13 protein-coding genes are annotated in these 16525 nt (G+C 71.2%); 11 read left to right on the top strand and 2 right to left on the bottom strand.

Going from position 1 to position 16525, the window contains the following annotated elements:
• The first annotated feature begins 18 nt into the window (after positions 1–18).
• A complete protein-coding gene (locus ABTV10_RS17780; protein WP_499028965.1) occupies positions 19–1164 on the top strand; it encodes an acyl-CoA dehydrogenase family protein in 1146 nt (381 codons plus the stop codon).
• Here ABTV10_RS17780 and ABTV10_RS17775 read toward each other — a convergent pair.
• Positions 1117–1809 (bottom strand): FadR/GntR family transcriptional regulator, encoded by a 693-nt coding sequence (locus ABTV10_RS17775; RefSeq protein WP_499028963.1) that lies wholly within the window; start codon positions 1807–1809, stop codon positions 1117–1119. The genes ABTV10_RS17780 and ABTV10_RS17775 overlap by 48 nt on opposite strands.
• Before the next feature lie 152 nt (positions 1810–1961).
• Here ABTV10_RS17775 and ABTV10_RS17770 point away from each other — a divergent pair, with 152 nt between their 5' ends.
• From ABTV10_RS17770 to ABTV10_RS17735, 8 genes are all read left to right on the top strand, one after another.
• Positions 1962–3209, top strand: a complete 1248-nt coding sequence (locus tag ABTV10_RS17770; protein WP_499028961.1) for a CynX/NimT family MFS transporter — start codon at positions 1962–1964, stop codon at positions 3207–3209.
• Between the two features lie 132 nt (positions 3210–3341).
• Positions 3342–4802, top strand: coding sequence for an MFS transporter (locus tag ABTV10_RS17765; protein ID WP_499028959.1), 1461 nt, complete (start codon positions 3342–3344; stop codon positions 4800–4802).
• Positions 4799–6949, top strand: a complete 2151-nt coding sequence (locus ABTV10_RS17760; RefSeq protein ID WP_499028957.1) for a molybdopterin oxidoreductase family protein — start codon at positions 4799–4801, stop codon at positions 6947–6949. Before ABTV10_RS17765 ends, ABTV10_RS17760 begins: the two co-directional genes overlap by 4 nt.
• On the top strand, positions 6946–8445 hold the full coding sequence (locus tag ABTV10_RS17755; RefSeq protein ID WP_499028955.1) for an FAD-dependent oxidoreductase: 1500 nt from the start codon (positions 6946–6948) through the stop codon (positions 8443–8445). The genes ABTV10_RS17760 and ABTV10_RS17755 overlap by 4 nt, the downstream gene beginning before the upstream one ends.
• Complete coding sequence (gene nirB / locus ABTV10_RS17750; protein WP_499028953.1) at positions 8442–10967, top strand: nitrite reductase large subunit NirB; 2526 nt, start codon at positions 8442–8444, stop codon at positions 10965–10967. The genes ABTV10_RS17755 and nirB overlap by 4 nt, the downstream gene beginning before the upstream one ends.
• Positions 10968–11042: 75 nt before the next feature.
• On the top strand, positions 11043–11465 hold the full coding sequence (gene nirD, locus ABTV10_RS17745; RefSeq protein ID WP_499028951.1) for a nitrite reductase small subunit NirD: 423 nt from the start codon (positions 11043–11045) through the stop codon (positions 11463–11465).
• Positions 11438–12634: a uroporphyrinogen-III synthase gene (locus ABTV10_RS17740; protein ID WP_499028949.1), complete on the top strand. Its 1197-nt coding sequence runs from the start codon at positions 11438–11440 to the stop codon at positions 12632–12634. The genes nirD and ABTV10_RS17740 overlap by 28 nt, the downstream gene beginning before the upstream one ends.
• Positions 12631–13368: a sirohydrochlorin chelatase gene (locus ABTV10_RS17735; RefSeq protein ID WP_499028947.1), complete on the top strand. Its 738-nt coding sequence runs from the start codon at positions 12631–12633 to the stop codon at positions 13366–13368. Before ABTV10_RS17740 ends, ABTV10_RS17735 begins: the two co-directional genes overlap by 4 nt.
• Here ABTV10_RS17735 and ABTV10_RS17730 read toward each other — a convergent pair.
• Positions 13322–14128 (bottom strand): acyl-CoA thioesterase domain-containing protein, encoded by an 807-nt coding sequence (locus ABTV10_RS17730; protein ID WP_499028945.1) that lies wholly within the window; start codon positions 14126–14128, stop codon positions 13322–13324. The genes ABTV10_RS17735 and ABTV10_RS17730 overlap by 47 nt on opposite strands.
• Positions 14129–14387: 259 nt before the next feature.
• Here ABTV10_RS17730 and ABTV10_RS17725 point away from each other — a divergent pair, with 259 nt between their 5' ends.
• Positions 14388–15356: a R2-like ligand-binding oxidase gene (locus tag ABTV10_RS17725; RefSeq protein ID WP_499028942.1), complete on the top strand. Its 969-nt coding sequence runs from the start codon at positions 14388–14390 to the stop codon at positions 15354–15356.
• Positions 15357–15411: 55 nt separating this feature from the next.
• Positions 15412–16443 carry a hypothetical protein gene (locus tag ABTV10_RS17720; RefSeq protein WP_499028940.1) on the top strand — a complete coding sequence of 344 codons (1032 nt, stop codon included), beginning with the start codon at positions 15412–15414 and terminating at the stop codon, positions 16441–16443.
• Positions 16444–16525 lie beyond the last annotated feature (82 nt).

Here is a 16525-nt window from a genome sequence, read left to right as displayed (position 1 = left end):
CTATCTCGAGGACTTCTCATGGACTTCACTCTCACCGAGGCCCAGCACGATCTCGCGGGACTGGCGCGCACCGTGCTCACCGACTGGACCGCAAAGAACGAACCGGACGTAACCGGTCTCGACTCCAAGCTGTGGTCGGACTTCGCCCGCTCCGGACTGCTGGAGGCCGCGCTGCCTGCCGCGGTCGGCGGCGGGCTGAGCGTGCTCGAACAGTGCAGCGTGCTGATCGAGATCGGTCGCACGGTCGCGCCGGCCCCGTACCTGACCAGCGTGGCGATCGCCGCCACCGCGATCGCGCAGTTCGGCGACGAGGAGCAGCGGACGCGGTGGGCCGCTCCGATCGCGGCGGGCACCGCCACCTGCGCCGTGGCACTCTCCACGGAGGACGACCGATTCACCGCCCAGCGCACCGACGCCGGCTGGCGCGTCCGTGGCTCTCACAGCGCCGTTCCCGCGGGCGCATTCGCGGATGCATTCCTCGTCGAGGCGGTCACCGCGGACGGGCGGCTGCTATTGGTGTTCGATCGCGCTACGCCGGGACTACGCATCACCGACCAGCATGTCGTCGACGGCTCCGACGCCGCGCTGGTGGAACTGGACACAGTGGTAGGGCATGCCGCTGCGATTGGCACGCCCGGCGACGGTTCAGCGCAGTGGGCACATCGCCGTGCGGTCATCGCCGCGTGCGCGTACCAACTCGGCGTCGTCGAGCGCGGCCTGGAACTCACCAGCGAGTATGCAATCACGCGCCGGCAATTCGACAAGCCGATCGGCGAGTTCCAGGCGGTCAGGCAGCGCCTCGCGGATGCCTACCTCGACGTCGAGGCGGTACGGCTGACCCTTTGGCAGGCGGCCTGGCGCGAATCCGAAGGCCTTCCGGCGGATGCCGAAGTCGCCACCGCGAAGTTCTGGGCGGCCGAGGCCGGCCACCGGGTGGCGCACACCATCGTTCATGTGCACGCCAGCATCGGCATCTTCCTGGAGTACCAGGTTCATCGCTATTTCACGGCCGCCAAACGCACCGAGTTTCTCTTTGGCGCGGCCACCGAACAACTTCGCACGCTGGCGGACGTTCTCGCCGTGGACTCTGCCTGGCAGCCGTCGCGGACAGCGGGTTCAGTCGATGGTTCCAGAACCGCTGGTGGAGTGGTAGCCGGCGAGTAGCTCATTGAAGAAGCACCGCGCCGCACCGAGCGCGCGGTCGCCGTCGCCGTCGATGATGGCCTGCACGAGCGCGCGGTGCTCGTCGTGGAAGCCGGCGCCGGTCGCGGAGGCGTGCTTGAAGACGGTTGCCTCGATCGCTGGAAGCAGGGAGTCGTAGAACTCCAGGTACACCTGGTTGTGGCTGGCGGCGACGATGCCGCGGTGCAGCGCGATGTCGGCGGCGATCGCGTCGTGCAGCTCCGCGGTTTCCCACGCCGTGAATCGCGCGTCCAGCAGGGCGGTCAGCTCGCGGATGTCGTCGGCGTCGCGTCGGGCCGCGGCCAGGCCCGCCGCGGTGACGTCGAGCGACTGGCGCAACTCGAGGACGTCGCGCTCGTGGGCGCCGGCGAAGTACTTGCCCAGGGTGCCGGTGACCTCCGAGTTGGCGAGCACGAACGTGCCCGATCCCTGGCGTCGTTCGAGCAGCCCGGAATGGACCAGCGCCTGCACCGCCTCGCGGACGGTGTTTCGTCCGGTGCCGGTGAGCTCGGCGAGTGCGGGCTCGGTGGGGATCCGGGAACCCACCGGCCACCTTCCGGAACGGATCTCGTCGCGGAGCTGATCGGTGACCTGGGTGATCAGGGTGCTGCGGCGTACGGGTTGCACGGTGCTCCTGGGGTCGGGTGAGGGCCTTCGCACTTTAATGCTTTGCCTCTATCATCCGGTCATCCTATGATTTCTCGGGTCGAGTGCATAGACCGTTCCGGTGCGCACGTCCGACGGCACATCTCTCCCGGCTTTCGAGATCGAGGCACTACATGACGGCGACCGCGTCCACGACAGTGACCACCCGAGGCCCGCAGCCCTTGCTGCGGGGGCGGCTCCTGGTATTCGCGGCCATCGCGATGTCGGCGCTCACGCTGCGGCTCGCGGTCACGTCGTTCACTCCGCTCGCCTCGCAGATCAGCGACGATCTCGGGTTCTCGTCCACCGTCGTCGGAGTGTTCGGCATGGTGCCCACCGCGATGTTTGCGGTGTTCGGTCTTCTCACGCCCGCCATCGCGCGGCGTCTCGGGCTCGAGTGGACCGCGCTGCTCGCGATGCTCATGGCGGGGATCGGCATGCTCGCCCGCGCGATGGTCGGCGACACGTGGTCGCTGCTGGGGCTGTCGGCGCTCGCGCTCGGCGGTATGGGCATCGGCAACGTCGTCATCCCGCCGCTGGTCAAGCGCTATTTCGGGGACCGATTGGCGCAGATGAGCACGATCTACATCGTGGGTGTGCAGGTTGGCACGATCCTCCCGGCGATGGTCGCGGTGCCGCTCGCGGACGCGTTCGACTGGCGGATCTCGCTGGGCGTGTGGTCGCTGCTGGGATTCGCCGCGGCCGGCCCGTGGCTGATGGTGCTCGGCCGCGGCCGCAAGACCGACACGGGCTCCGATGCGGCGGTGTCCACCGAGTCGCACGCGCCCGGGCGGCCGTGGCGCTCGCCTGTCGGCTGGGGCATGGCCGGCATGTTCGGCATGACGTCGCTCATCACGTACTCGATGTTCACGTGGATTCCGAAGATCCTCACCGAGGCCGGGGCGAGTGAATCGTTCGGCGGCAGCATGGTCGCGCTGTTCTCGCTCATGGGCCTGGTCGCCGCGTTCACCGCCCCGACGGTGTGCGCGCGGATGCGGAACCCGTTCCCGATCGTCGTCGGCTGCGCCGTCTGCTACGCGATCGGCTTCACCGGCCTGCTCGTCGCGCCGATGTCGGTGCCGATCCTCTGGGTGATCGTGATCGGCCTCGGCCCGAGCACCTTCCCGATGGCGCTGACGCTGATCAACCTGCGCACCCGCACCCACGCCGGGTCGGCGGCGCTGTCCGGCTTCACCCAGGGCGTCGGCTACACGGTGGCATGCCTGGGCCCACTCCTGTTCGGTGTGCTGCACGAGGCGACCGACGGCTGGGGCGCGCCGTTCGCGCTGCTTGCGGTGGCCGTCGTCATCGTCCTCATCTCGGCGTGGGCGGCGTGCAAGCCGCGGATGCTCGAGGACAGCTGGGGAGCCGAAACCGTCTGACCGGGGGTTTCGTCCACCTCACGGGCTCGGTCCCCGCGGGTGAGCGAGAGTTGACGGACGGGTCACCGGGGGCAGCACCGACGCAACACCGGCCTCCTACCTTGGGGTTTCCCACACAGGTAGGAGGCCCAGGTGACCACTCTCTCCGATCGGCCCGCACAGGGCCCAGAGGCGCATCCCGGTTCGGCGCCGGTGGTGCGCGGGCACTACATCGAACACTGGGACGCCGAGGACGTCGACGCCTGGGAGGCCGGCGGCAAGGAGATCGCCCGCCGGAATCTGGTGTGGTCGGTGATCGCCGAACATGTCGGTTTCTCGATCTGGTCGATCTGGTCGGTGATGGTGCTGTTCATGCCGACCGACGTGTTCGGCATCGACGCGGCCGGCAAGTTCTTCCTCGTCGCGGTCCCGACCCTCGTCGGGTCGGTGCTGCGCATCCCGTACACGGTCGCGACCGCCCGGTTCGGCGGCCGTAACTGGACGGTCTTCAGCGCGCTGGTGCTGCTGATCCCGACCCTACTGACGTTGTGGTTCGTGATGCACCCGGGTGCGTCGTACACGACGTTCCTGCTGGTCGCGGCGACGGCGGGCGTCGGTGGCGGCAACTTCGCGTCGTCGATGACCAACATCAACGCCTTCTATCCGCAGCGGCTCAAGGGATGGGCGCTCGGGCTGAACGCGGGCGGCGGCAACATCGGGGTGCCGGTCATCCAGCTGGTCGGTCTGCTCGTCATCGCCACCGTGGGCAACACCGCGCCGTACCTGGTGTGCGCCGTCTACCTGGTGCTCATCGCGGTCGCGGCGGTCGGCGCCGCACTGTTCATGGACAACCTCGTCAACCAGAAAGCCGACCTGCGGTCGATGGCCCTCGCGCTGCGGGTGCGCGACTCGTGGATCGTCAGCTTCCTCTACATCGGCACGTTCGGCTCGTTCATCGGCTTCAGCTTCGCGTTCGGGCAGGTCCTGCAGATCAACTTCCTCGCCGGCGGCGACACCCCCGCGCAGGCCGCGCTGCACGCCGCGCAGATCGCCTTCCTCGGACCGCTGCTCGGGTCGATCGCTCGTCCGCTCGGTGGCCGTCTCGCCGACCGGATAGGAGGCGGCCGGATCACCCTCTACACGTTCGCGGCGATGGTGCTGGCGGCCACGGTCCTGGTCGCCGCCGGCACCGTCGACGACGCCGCCCCCGGCGCCGCGTCTGGTGCCACCATGACGGCGCTGGTGATCGGCTTCGTGGCGCTGTTCGTGCTCTCCGGTCTCGGCAACGGCTCGGTGTACAAGATGATCCCGTCGATCTTCGAGGCGCGGTCCCGATCGCTGGACGGGCTGGACGCGGCGGGGCAGGCCGCGTGGTCGCGCAACATGTCCGGCGCGCTCATCGGGTTCGCGGGCGCGATCGGCGGCCTCGGCGGTGTGGGCATCAACCTGGTGCTACGGGCGTCGTACAGCAGTCCCGCCAAGTCGGCGACCATGGCGTTCTGGGTGTTCCTCGGCTTCTACGTGGTGTGCGCGATCGTCACCTGGTTCGTGTTCGTGCGACGCGCCTCCGCCACGAAGGAGACTGCGGCACAGGCGATTGCGATGGCATCGTGACGGCGTCGACGACGCTGCCGCCCGGGGCGCACACCCACTGCCCGTACTGCGGCCTGCAGTGCGCGATGACGCTCTCGGCGGACGAGTCGACCGGAGTGCGGGTGGCGGGCCGGCAGTTCCCGACCAATCGCGGCGGGTTGTGCCAGAAGGGCTGGACGAGTGCGGAACTGCTGCGCCACCCCGACCGGCTGACGACGCCGCTGGTTCGAGTCGGCGGCCGACTGATTCCCTCGACGTGGGACGACGCGCTGGACCGGGTGGCCGACGGATTCCGCGCGGCGCAGGCCGCCGGCGGGCGCGATGCGGTCGCGGTCTTCGGCGGTGGCGGACTGACCAATGAGAAGGCTTACCAGCTGGGCAAGTTCGCGCGGGTGGCCCTCGGCACGTCGAACATCGACTACAACGGCCGGTTCTGCATGTCGTCGGCGGCCGCGGCCGGCATCCGGGCGTTCGGGCTCGACCGCGGGCTGCCGTTCCCGGTCGCGGACCTGACCGCGGCACGGGCCATCCTGTTGGTCGGCGGCAACGTCGCCGAGACGATGCCGCCGTTTCTGGGGCACCTCGCCGCGGCGGCCGACGCCGGCGGGCTGATCGTCGCCGATCCCCGCCGGACCGCCACCGCCGAGCGGGCGCTGGCCGGCGGCGGTGTGCACCTGCAGCTCGCGCCGGGCACGGATCTGCCGCTGGCGCTGGCGATGCTGCACCTCGCGGTCACCGAGGGGCACCTCGATCGCGAGTACGTCGACGCCCGGACCGCCGGATTCGACGAGGCGTGGCTCGCGGCGGCGCAGTGGTGGCCCGAACGCGCCGAGCGTGTCACCGGCGTGCCCGTGGCGTCGCTGCGCCGGGCGGTGGAAATCCTGTCCCGCTCACGCCGCTGCGACACCGGCGCCTACGTGCTGACCGCGCGCGGCACCGAGCAGCACGCGACCGGCACCGACACCGTCTCCGCGTGGATAGCGCTCGCGCTGGCGCTGGGCCTGCCCGGACGTCGGGGCAGCGGCTACGGCGCCGTCACGGGCCAGGGCAACGGGCAGGGCGGACGCGAGCACGGCCAGAAGGCCGACCAGCTTCCCGGCTACCGCAAGATCACCGATCCCGCTGCACGCGAACACGTCGCGCGGGTGTGGGGCATCGATCCGGAGGACCTGCCGGGTCCGGGGCGCAGCGCGTACGAGCTGCTCGACGCGCTGGGTCGCCCCGACGGTCCGCGGGCGCTGATGGTGCACGGGGCCAACCTGGCGGTGTCGGCGCCGCGGGCCGGGCACGTCGTCGAGCGGTTGCGGTCGCTGGACCTGCTGGTGGTGTGCGACTTCCTCCTGTCGGAGACCGCGGCGACGGCCGACGTGGTGCTGCCGGTGCTGCAGTGGGCCGAGGAGGAGGGCACCATGACGAGCCTCGAGGGACGCGTGCTGCGCCGACGGCGCGGCGTCGACCGGCCGGAGGGGACCCGCAGCGAGCTGGAGGTCCTGCGGGAGTTGGCCGTTCGGCTGGGCCAGCCCGCCGGACGGTTCCCGGTGGATCCCGAGGTGGTCTTCGACGAGCTCCGGCGCGCGTCCGCGGGCGGGGTCGCCGACTACGCCGGCGTCACGTACGACCGACTGGACGCGGGGGAGGCGCTGCACTGGCCGTGCCCCGACGTCGCGCATCCCGGGACCCCGCGGCTGTTCCTGGACCGGTTCGCGACCGACGACGGGCGTGCCCGGTTCACGGCCGTCGAACACCGCGGTCCCAGCGAGTCGCCGGACGCCGACTTCCCGCTCGTCGCCACGACCGGACGTGTTCTGGCGCACTACCAGTCGGGTGCGCAGACCCGTCGGGTGTCCGAGCTCGCGGCCGCGGCCGGGCCGATGTTCGTCCAGGTGCACTCGGACACGGCGACGCGGGCGGGGGTGCGCGACGGCGACGACGCGGTGGTGGTGGGGCGGCGCGGCCGGGTCGACGTCGCGGTGCAGTGCGACGACTCGATGCGGCTCGACACGGTCTTCTTGCCGTTCCACTTCGCCGGTGACGCACGCGCGAACCTGCTGACCAACCCGGCGCTGGACCCGACGAGCCGGATGCCCGAGTTCAAGGTGTGCGCGGTCCGGCTCGAGCCGGGCCCGGCGGTGCCTGGAGACCGGACACGGGTGGGGGTTCGGCCATGACCCGACGCGTGGTGATCGTCGGCAACGGGATGGCCGGCGCCCGGTTGGCGGAGGAACTGCGGCGGCGTGAGCGGGATCCGGCCCAGCTGGAGGTGGTGGTGTTCGGGGCCGAACCGCGCGCGGCGTACAACCGGATCCTGCTGTCGAACGTGTTGGCGGGCAGCATCACTGCGCGCGACACCCGGCTGCGGCCGGACGACTGGTGGGAACGCAACCACGTCGATGTCCGCGTCGGCGTGCGGGTGACGGCGATCGACACGGCGGCGCGGAGCGTGCGCTGCGACGACGGGACGACCCTGGGCTACGACGAACTGGTGCTCGCGACGGGCAGCACCCCGTTCGTGCCGCGGATCGACGGCATGGCGTCCGGCGACGAGCGGGTCGCCGCGTTCCGCACGGCCCTGGACTGCGACCGGATCGCCGCCGCGGCCGGGCCTGGGTGCCGTGCGGTGGTCCTCGGCGGCGGGCTGCTGGGGCTCGAGGCGGCCCGGGGACTGCTGCTGCGGGGCGCGGACGTCACCGTCGTGCACCCCAAGGCGGTGCCGATGGAACGGCAGCTGGACGACGGGGGCGGACGGGTCCTCACCCGCGTCCTGACCGGGTTGGGTGTGCGGATGGTCCTGGAGCGTCGCGTGGTGGCGTTGCGCCGCACCGACACCGCCAGGACGCTCGTCCTCGACGACGGATCCGAGGTGCCCGCCGACCTGGTCGTGCTCAGCGCCGGCATCCGGCCGGCCACCGACCTGGCGACCGCGGCCGGGCTGGCCGTGGACCGCGGCGTCGTCGTCGACGACGCGCTCGGCGCCGGTGCCCCGCACGTCTGGGCGATCGGGGAGTGCGCCCAGCACCGCGGGGAGGTGTACGGGTTGGTGCAGCCCGGCTGGGAGCAGGCGGCGGTGGTGGCCGACCGGATCACCGGGGCGAACCCCGACGCCCAGTACCACGGCACCCCGCCGGTGACCCGGCTCAAGGCCCACGACATCGACCTGGCGTCGATGGGCGACGTGAGCGCGGAGCTGCACGACGAGCACCTCGACGTGCTCACCGTCGCGGACCCGGCCCGCGGTCGCTACGCCAAGCTCGTCGTCGCGGGCGAGAGGATCGTCGGCGCGGTGCTGCTGGGCTCGCCCGACGTGGTGGGCACCATCACCCAGCTGTTCGACGCGGAACTGCCGGTGCCGCAGGACCGTATGGCGCTGCTGACGGGTCGCGGCACCGCGACGGTGGAGTCCGTCAGTCCCGCGGGCATGCCGGGCAGCGCGGTGATCTGCCGCTGCAACTCGGTCACCAAAGCGAATCTCACGGGTGCGTGGCGTGCGGGAGCACGTTCGGTGACCGCGCTCGCCACCGCCACCCGTGCGACGACGGGTTGCGGGGGCTGCAGTTCGGCGGTGGAGGGCATCTGCGAATGGCTGCGGACGGCCGATCCGCAGCACGAGAGCGACAGCGACAACGTAGCCAACACACAACCGGCCCGGGAGGAAGGTGCGGCATGAGCGGACGGACCGCGATCGTGATCGGACACGGCATGGTGGGACACCGGTTCGTCGAGGCGCTGCGGGCGCGCGACGACGCCGACACCTGGAAGGTGACGGTGCTGTGCGAGGAGGCCGTCCCCGCGTACGACCGGGTGGCGTTGTCGTCGTATGTCGGCACGTGGGACGTGAAGGAACTCGCCCTGGCGGGCAACGACTTCGACGGCGACTCCGCCGTGGACCTGCGGGTGGGGGTGCGCGCCGAGTCGATCGACCGCGCCGCTCGTACCGTCACCACCTCGCAGGGGGACGTCCTGGGATACGACGCGCTCGTCCTCGCCACCGGGTCGTATCCGTTCGTCCCGCCGGTGCCCGGACACGAGCACGACCTGTGCTTCGTCTACCGCACCCCGTCGGATCTGGACGGCATCCGGGCCCGGGTCGAGGCGGTCGGTCCCGGCGCCGCCGGTGTCGTGGTCGGCGGCGGCCTGCTCGGGCTCGAGGCGGCCAACGCGTTGCGCCGACTGGGGTTGGCGCCGCACGTGGTGGAGCACAACGCGCGGCTCATGCCGCTGCAGGTCGACGAGGGCGGCGGCGCGGTCCTGGCCCGCCTGGTCACCGACCTCGGGCTGACCGTCCACACCGGAACGGGGATCACGTCGATCGGCGAGGGGCCTGCCGGGGTGCGGGTCGAACTGTCCGACGGCTCCGTGGTCGACGCGGCGCTGCTGGTGTTCTCGGCCGGTATCCGCCCGCAGGACCGGCTGGCCCGCGACGCCGGCCTGGACATCGCCGAGCAGGGCGGCATCGTCACCGACAGTGGTTGTGTGACATCCGATCCCGCCATCTACGCGGTCGGCGAGTGCGCCGCCGTCGAGGGCCGCTGCTACGGCCTGGTGGCGCCGGGATACACGACGGCCGAGGTGGTGGCGGACCGGCTCCTCGGTGGGGACGCGGTGTTCCCCGGCGCGGACCTGTCCACCAAGCTCAAGCTCCTCGGCGTCGACGTGGCGAGCTTCGGCGACGTGCACGCCGCCACGCCGGGCGCCCTCGAGGTGGTCCTGAGCGACGCCGCGAAGGGCACGTACGCCAAGCTCGTCGTCTCCGACGATGCCAGGACCCTGCTCGGCGGCATCCTCGTCGGCGATGCGACGTCGTACGGGTCGCTGCGCCCGCTCGTGGGGCGCGAACTGCCCGGCGATCCGGCCGCACTCATCTCGCCGGCGGGTGAGAAGCCCGGCACGGGAGCGCTTCCCGACGACGCGCAGGTGTGCTCGTGCAACGCGGTCACCAAAGGCGAGATCTGCGCGGCGATCGCGGACGGCGCGTGCGACATCGCCGCGGTCAAGGCGTGCACCAACGCCGGCACCACGTGCGGCGGCTGTCTGCCCACCGTCAAGTCGCTGCTCGCGTCGTCGGGGGTGGAGCTGTCGAAGGCGCTGTGCGAGCACTTCACCCAGTCCCGCGCCGAGCTCTTCGAGATCGTCCGCGCCACCGGCACCCGGACGTTCTCGGGACTGATCGCGCAGTACGGCACCGGGACCGGCTGCGACATCTGCAAGCCCGTCGTCGCGTCCGTTCTCGCGTCGACGTCCTCCGACCACGTCCTCGACGGCGAGCAGGCGTCGCTGCAGGACACCAACGATCACTTCCTCGCGAACATCCAGCGCAACGGCACGTACTCGGTGGTGCCGCGGATGCCCGGCGGCGAGTGCACCCCCGAGCAGCTCATCACGATCGGCGAGATCGCCCGCGACTTCGGGCTGTACCTCAAGGTGACCGGCGGTCAGCGCATCGACCTGTTCGGGGCGCGGGTCGAGCAGCTACCCGAGATCTGGCGGCGGCTGGTCGACGTCGGTATGGAGTCCGGCCAGGCGTACGGCAAGTCGCTGCGCACCGTGAAGAGCTGCGTCGGATCCACGTGGTGCCGCTACGGCGTCCAGGACTCGGTGGGCATGGCCGTGCGGCTCGAGAACCGCTACCGCGGCCTGCGGGCGCCGCACAAGATCAAGTTCGGGGTGTCGGGTTGTGCCCGGGAGTGCGCCGAGGCGCGCGGCAAGGACGTCGGCGTGATCGCGACGGAGAACGGCTGGAACCTGTACGTCGGCGGCAACGGCGGCCAGTCGCCCAAGCACGCGCAGTTGCTCGCCGGCGGCCTCGACGACGCGACCCTCGTCCGCTACATCGACCGCTACCTGATGTTCTATGTGCGCACCGCGGACCGATTGCAGCGCACCGCGCCGTGGACGGAAGCCCTGGAGGGCGGACTCGAGCACCTGAAGGCCGTGGTGTGCGACGACAGCCTGGGCATCGCCGCCGACCTCGAGGCGGCGATGGCGCGGCACGTCGCCGGCTACCGCGACGAGTGGGCCGGGGTGCTCGACGATCCGGAGAAGCTGTCGCGGTTCGTGTCGTTCGTCAACGCCCCCGGCGTGCCCGACCCGACGGTCGCTTTCGACGAGTCCGGACCGCGCAAGGTGCCCGTCCTGATGGGCATTCCGGACTTTCCGGACCGGGCGTCGGAAAGCTCCTCGAGCCGGTAATCGCTGAGTAACGCCGCGGAAACAACCCGACTTTTCAATGAATCTCGAACGAGCACAGTGTGCAGGAGGTCTGCGATGACGGTGATGGAGACCTGGGTGCACGGCGACGCCGGCACTCACGAGACGCCCATTGTGGCGGGGGGACGCGACTGGACGTCCGCGTGTGCGCGGAGCCATCTGATCCCGGGACGCGGGGTGGCCGTGCTGCTCCGGGGCGGAACCCAGGCGGCGCTCTTCCGGCTCGCCGACGGGAGCCTGCGCGCGGTCGGCAACATCGATCCGTTCGGGCGCGCCGCGGTGATGTCGCGGGGGCTGGTCGGGGATCGCCACGGTGAGCCCACCGTCGCGTCGCCGCTGCTCAAGCAGGTGTTCTCGCTCGTCGACGGCCGCTGCCTCGAGGACGAGTCGGTGCGCCTGCCGGTGTATCCGGTGCGGGTCGTCGAGGGACGCGGCGACGACGTGGTGCAGGTGTGCGCGATCGCGGTCGGGTCTCCGTGACGGCGGGCGGGCCGTCGGGCGACGGGGACCTCACGGGGTTCACGGTCGGGATCACGGCGTCGCGGCGGGCGGATGAGCTGGCGACGCTGCTCGCCCGGCGCGGCGCCGGCGTCGTGTGCGCGCCGGCGATCCGGATCGTCCCGCTCGCCGACGACGCGGAACTGGCGCGGGTCACCGACGCGGTGATCGCGGACCCGCCCGACGTGACGGTCGCGACGACGGGGATCGGATTCCGCGGCTGGATGGGCGCGGCCGAGGGCTGGGGCCGGGCCGAGCACCTGCTGGCCGCGCTGGGCGCGACCCGCATCCTGGCGCGCGGTCCGAAGGCGAAGGGGGCCGTGCGCGCCGCCGATCTGCGGGAGGAATGGTCGCCGGATTCGGAATCGTCGGCAGAGGTGTTGGATTACCTCCTGGCGGAGGGAGTTTCGGGGCAACGCATCGCGGTGCAGCTGCACGGGGCGACGACGGAGTGGGAACCGATCCCGGACTTCTGTGCCGTGCTGCGCGCCGCCGGTGCCGAGGTGATCGCGGTGCCCGTGTACCGCTGGACGCCGCCCGACGACTGCGGCGCGCTCGACCGGCTGATCGAGTCCATCGCGAGTGGCGGCCTCGACGCGGTCAGCTTCACCAGCGCGCCGGCGGTCGCGTCGATTCTGGGGCGCGCCAAGACGACCGGCGTTCTCGATCCGCTGCTGCAGGCGCTTGACGGTCGGGTGCTCGCGGCCTGCGTCGGACCCGTCACGGCGGCGCCGCTGACAGCGCTGGGGGTGCCGACCACGGCGCCGTCGCGCTCGCGACTCGGGTCGCTGGCCCGGCACATCGCGGACGAGTTGCCGCGCCGCACCGCCCAGGTCCGGGCGGGCGGCCACGAGCTGAGTGTGCGGGGGAGTTGCGTGGTCGTGGACGGGGAGGTCAAGGCGCTGTCGCCCGCGGGGATGGCGCTGGTCCGCCGGCTGGCCGAGCGGCCCGGCGTGGTGGTCTCCCGCGCCGACCTGCTGGCGGCCCTGCCCGGGCGCAGCGACGACCCGCACGCGGTCGAGACCGCCATCGCGCGGTTGCGCGGTCATCTGGGGGCGCCGAAGGTCGTGCAGACCGTCGTCAAGCGCGGCTACCGATTGGCGCTCGATCCGGCGGAGTACGACCGCCTGCTCGAGGCGAGCCGGTCGTGAGCCGGGCGGAGCTGGTACTCGTCGCGCACGGCACTCGCAGCCGTGTCGGAGTCGAAACCGTTGCGGCCCTGTCGAATGCGCTCGCCGAGCGGGTCGGGGTGGTGCGCACGGCGTTCGTCGACGTGCTGGGGCCGTCGCCGGCCGAGGTGTTGCGCGACCTGGGCGACCCGGCCCGGCCTGTCGTGCTGGTTCCCGCGTTCCTGGCGTCGGGGTGCCACGTCCACACCGACGTGCCGCGCGGTGTGATCGAGAGCGGACATCCCCGGGTGACGGTCACGCGGGCACTCGGGCCGCACCCCGACCTGGCGTGGGTGCTGGAGCAGCGGCTGCGTGAATCGGGTTGGCGGCCGGGCGATGCCGTCATCCTGGCGGCGGCGGGATCCTCGGACCCTCGGGCCCGCCACGACGTCCGGCGCGCCGCGGCGATGCTGTCGGCACGGGTCCGGTGCGAGGTCCCGGTCGCCTACATCGCGACCGGGACACCGACCGTGCCCGAGACCGTGGAGCGGCTACGCGCGACGGGGAAGCGGTGCGTGTTCGTCGCGGCGTACCTCCTCGCGCCCGGGCTGTTCCACACCCGCCTCGAGCAGGCCGGCGCCGACGGTGTCGCCGCGCCGCTCGGGGTGCACCCGGCGATCGTCGACCTGGTGGCCGCACGGTATCTGCTGGCCGCCCCGTCGTCGCGGATCAGTTCGCGAAGTCGAGTTGCCGTGCCGCGTTCGACAGTGCGCTGACGACGCAGGTGCCGATGGGCCCGAGTCGGTCGAACATGGTGGTGGTGCCGACGGAGATGCCGTCGGTACTGATGTGGTTGTCCGCCTCGAGTCCGATCTCGGGTCCCTCCGGCAGGCGGGAGAGCACCAGCGTCAGGTCGGCGTTGATGAATCCGATGCCCTCGGTGCCCCAGTTCGTCATCAGACTCGTGGTCTCGCCCACCATCGCCGCGCGCACGAAGGGTGACGGCTCCTCGCCCGCGACGACGGGAACCTGATACTGCCACATGCGCTTTCGGCTCGCGGTCTGGTGATCGCCGAGCGACGACGACCATCCGACGGGGTGGCCGTCGCTGTTGATCCACGGCGGAGACGGGGCCTGCAGCGGAGGCAGCACGTCCACCGGTGGAGGCTGCGGGCTCTCGGGTCGCGTCCACAGCTCGCCCGGCGGCTGCACCGAACGGCGCAGGAACACGACCGTCGCGCGGGCGACGGACTGCCCGTTCTGCAGTACGTCGGCGTCGGCGACGCGGATCCGGTTGCCCTCGCGCACGATGCGGGTGACCACGTCGATCCGCGCCGCGCGCGCCGGGGCGAACAGGTCGACGGTGAGCCGGGCGGGCACGAAACCTTCGGCGCCGTGTTCGTCCTCGATGGCGCGGGCCAGGATTCCGCACAGCGCCGGGCCGATGATCATGTCCGACGACCACCGGCTGATCCCCAGCGGCAGCGGTGTGAATCCGTTGCCGTCACGAGTGAGGAACCCGATCGAATCGGTCATCCGCACCTACCCCCTTGGTCACGTCGCTCGTCACGACTACTTACCGGAACATACGACATCGTGCGTGACGGGCCGCACACGGAGGTCCGCGCGGGGTCACGGTCCCTGCGCATCGGTGTGCAAGAACCGGTCCGATCGTGCCGGCACCGGACTACCGTGAGGAGGGACCGGGCACGCTCGGCCGACCGACACATCCAGGCCGGGGCCTGCGAGCGTGCGAGGGCGGACGTCGGCGCACGCCGGGAAGAAGGTTCTCGAGATGACTGCGACATCAGTCGACAGGCAGGGCTTCAATTCACTACGCCGGGGCGGGCTCAACTGGGACGCGTTTCCCCTCCGACTGTTCGTGAAGGGCAACGCCAAGTTCTGGAATCCCGCCGACCTCGACTTCACACAGGACGCCGAGGATTGGGCGGCGCTGAGCAGCGAGGAGCAGCGCAGCGCGACGTACCTGTGCACCCAGTTCATCGCCGGTGAGGAGGCCGTGACGGAGGACATCCAGCCGTTCATGAAGGCCATGGCCGCCGAGGGCCGGTTCGGCGACGAGATGTATCTGACACAGTTCTGCTTCGAGGAAGCCAAGCACGTCCAGGGGTTCCGGCGGTGGATGGACGCGGTGGGCCTCGACGGCGACCTGCACCCATTCGTGGCCGAGAACCCTCACTACCGAACCCTCTTCTACGAGGAGTTGCCGCGCTCGCTGCGGGTTCTCGAGACCGATCCGAGCCCGGCGAACCAGATCCGGGCCAGCGTCACTTACAACCACGTCATCGAGGGGTGCCTCGCGCTCACCGGCTACTACGCGTGGCAGCGGGTGTGTACCGAACGCGGAATCTTCCCCGGCGTGCAGGAACTGGTCCGCCGGATCGGGGACGACGAGCGGCGGCACATGGCGTGGGGCACCTTCACGTGTCGACGGCACGTCGCCGCCGACGACAGCAACTGGGACCTTGTCCAGCAACGAATGGGTGAGCTGCTTCCGCACGCCCTGAACATGATCCAGTGGGTGAACGACCAGTTCGAGGAACCCCCGTTCGGTATCGCACCGGAGGTTTATCTCGAGTACGCCGCGGACCGCGCGCAGCGTCGCCTCGGTGCCATCGAGTCGGCACGAGGCCGGCCCGTCGAGGAGATCGACCTGGACTACTCGCCTGAAGCGCTCGAGGACACGTTCGGTGAGGAGGACGCCGCGGCCATCGCGGACGTCACGGACGAGTCGGCCGTGTGAGCGGCGTCTCCGTCTCAGAGATCGCTTAATCGCCGCGACTACCGTTCGCGGATCTATGAGCGAACACGACACCACCGCCCGCCGTCGGCTCTCCACCCGGCAGGTCGCAGCCCTCTTCGCCTTCGTCGCCGTCGCCGTGACGGGCGTGGTCCTGTGGCTCACCCTGGGCCGGACCGATGCGGCACCGGTCTCGGCGCCGCCGCCCGCGTCCGAGACCACGACCCCAGCCGTCGACGACGGCGCTGCGATCGCGAAGGCACGCAGCAGCCTCCAGCAGGCCAGCCTTCCGCTGTCGATGCTGAGCGGCGGCGTCGGACAGCTGGTGGACGGCGGACGACAGCTCGACGACGGCGCCAACCAGCTCTCCGACGGACTCGGGCAGGCCCGCGACGGGGCGCGGCAGCTGTCCGACGGCCTGACCGAGCTGAGCGGCGGCGTCGGCCTGCTCGGCGACGGTGCGCGGCAGGTGAGCGGCGGCGTGGACGAGGTGGTGGACACGCTCACCGGGCTGGGCGCCAAGCAGGCCGAGGTCACCGGGTCGCTGCGGCAGGTCGCGGCGGTGTTGTCGGCGTCGCCGGACCCGGTGTCCCAGGGCGCCGCCGCCAAGGTCACGGACCTCGTAGGGCAACTGGACACCCAGGGGCTGGGGCCGCACACGCTCGCCCAGCTCGATCTGCTGAAGAACGGTGCGCGACAGCTTTCGTACGAGCTGAATGATCCGTCGGCACAGTTCGTCAGCGGTGTCGGCCAGATCGCAGCCGGTGCCGGCCAGCTCAGCGACGGGCTGATCCTCCTCGACGACGGGGGCCGGGCCCTCGCCGACGGCACCGGGCAGCTGGTGGACGGCACGGCCCCGATCAGCGGCGTGGTCAAGGGGCTCTCGACCAACGTCGCCGACGCGTCGAAGGCGTTGCCGGCGAAGGCTCCGACATCGGGCGACACGGACCAGCCGCAGGCGGTGGTGGAAACCGAGCACAGCGGGATTCCCGCGTGGGCCTATGCGGTTGCGGCACTTGCGGTTCTGCTCGCGACGGCTCTCGTGTGGGGTGCCTTCGTCCTGGGCCGTCGGTCGGCGACGAAACCCTGAGTGCCCACAGGCTCCGCCCCGACGCAGATGGGCGGCTCGACCTGGCGGCCGACGACGAGATTCCGACTTCGTGTGGGGAGAT

The sequence above is a fragment of the Paraburkholderia sp. RHO2 genome (assembly GCF_050955445.1).
GTDB classification, from domain to species: Bacteria; Actinomycetota; Actinomycetes; order Mycobacteriales; family Mycobacteriaceae; genus Prescottella; species Prescottella agglutinans_A.
Note: the sequence above shows the minus strand (reverse complement) of the source record. Positions and strands in the feature narration are given on the sequence as shown.

What these genes read in the sequence shown, in the direction of transcription:
- ABTV10_RS17770 (WP_499028961.1), top strand. Translation starts at nt 1,962, where the DNA reads ATGACGGCGACCGCGTCCACGACAGTGACCACCCGAGGCCCGCAGCCC.
- nirB (WP_499028953.1), top strand. Translation starts at nt 8,442, where the DNA reads ATGAGCGGACGGACCGCGATCGTGATCGGACACGGCATGGTGGGACAC.
- nirD (WP_499028951.1), top strand. Translation starts at nt 11,043, where the DNA reads ATGACGGTGATGGAGACCTGGGTGCACGGCGACGCCGGCACTCACGAG.
- ABTV10_RS17755 (WP_499028955.1), top strand. Translation starts at nt 6,946, where the DNA reads ATGACCCGACGCGTGGTGATCGTCGGCAACGGGATGGCCGGCGCCCGG.
- ABTV10_RS17730 (WP_499028945.1), bottom strand. Translation starts at nt 14,128, where the DNA reads ATGACCGATTCGATCGGGTTCCTCACTCGTGACGGCAACGGATTCACA.
- ABTV10_RS17725 (WP_499028942.1), top strand. Translation starts at nt 14,388, where the DNA reads ATGACTGCGACATCAGTCGACAGGCAGGGCTTCAATTCACTACGCCGG.
- ABTV10_RS17720 (WP_499028940.1), top strand. Translation starts at nt 15,412, where the DNA reads ATGAGCGAACACGACACCACCGCCCGCCGTCGGCTCTCCACCCGGCAG.
- ABTV10_RS17780 (WP_499028965.1), top strand. Translation starts at nt 19, where the DNA reads ATGGACTTCACTCTCACCGAGGCCCAGCACGATCTCGCGGGACTGGCG.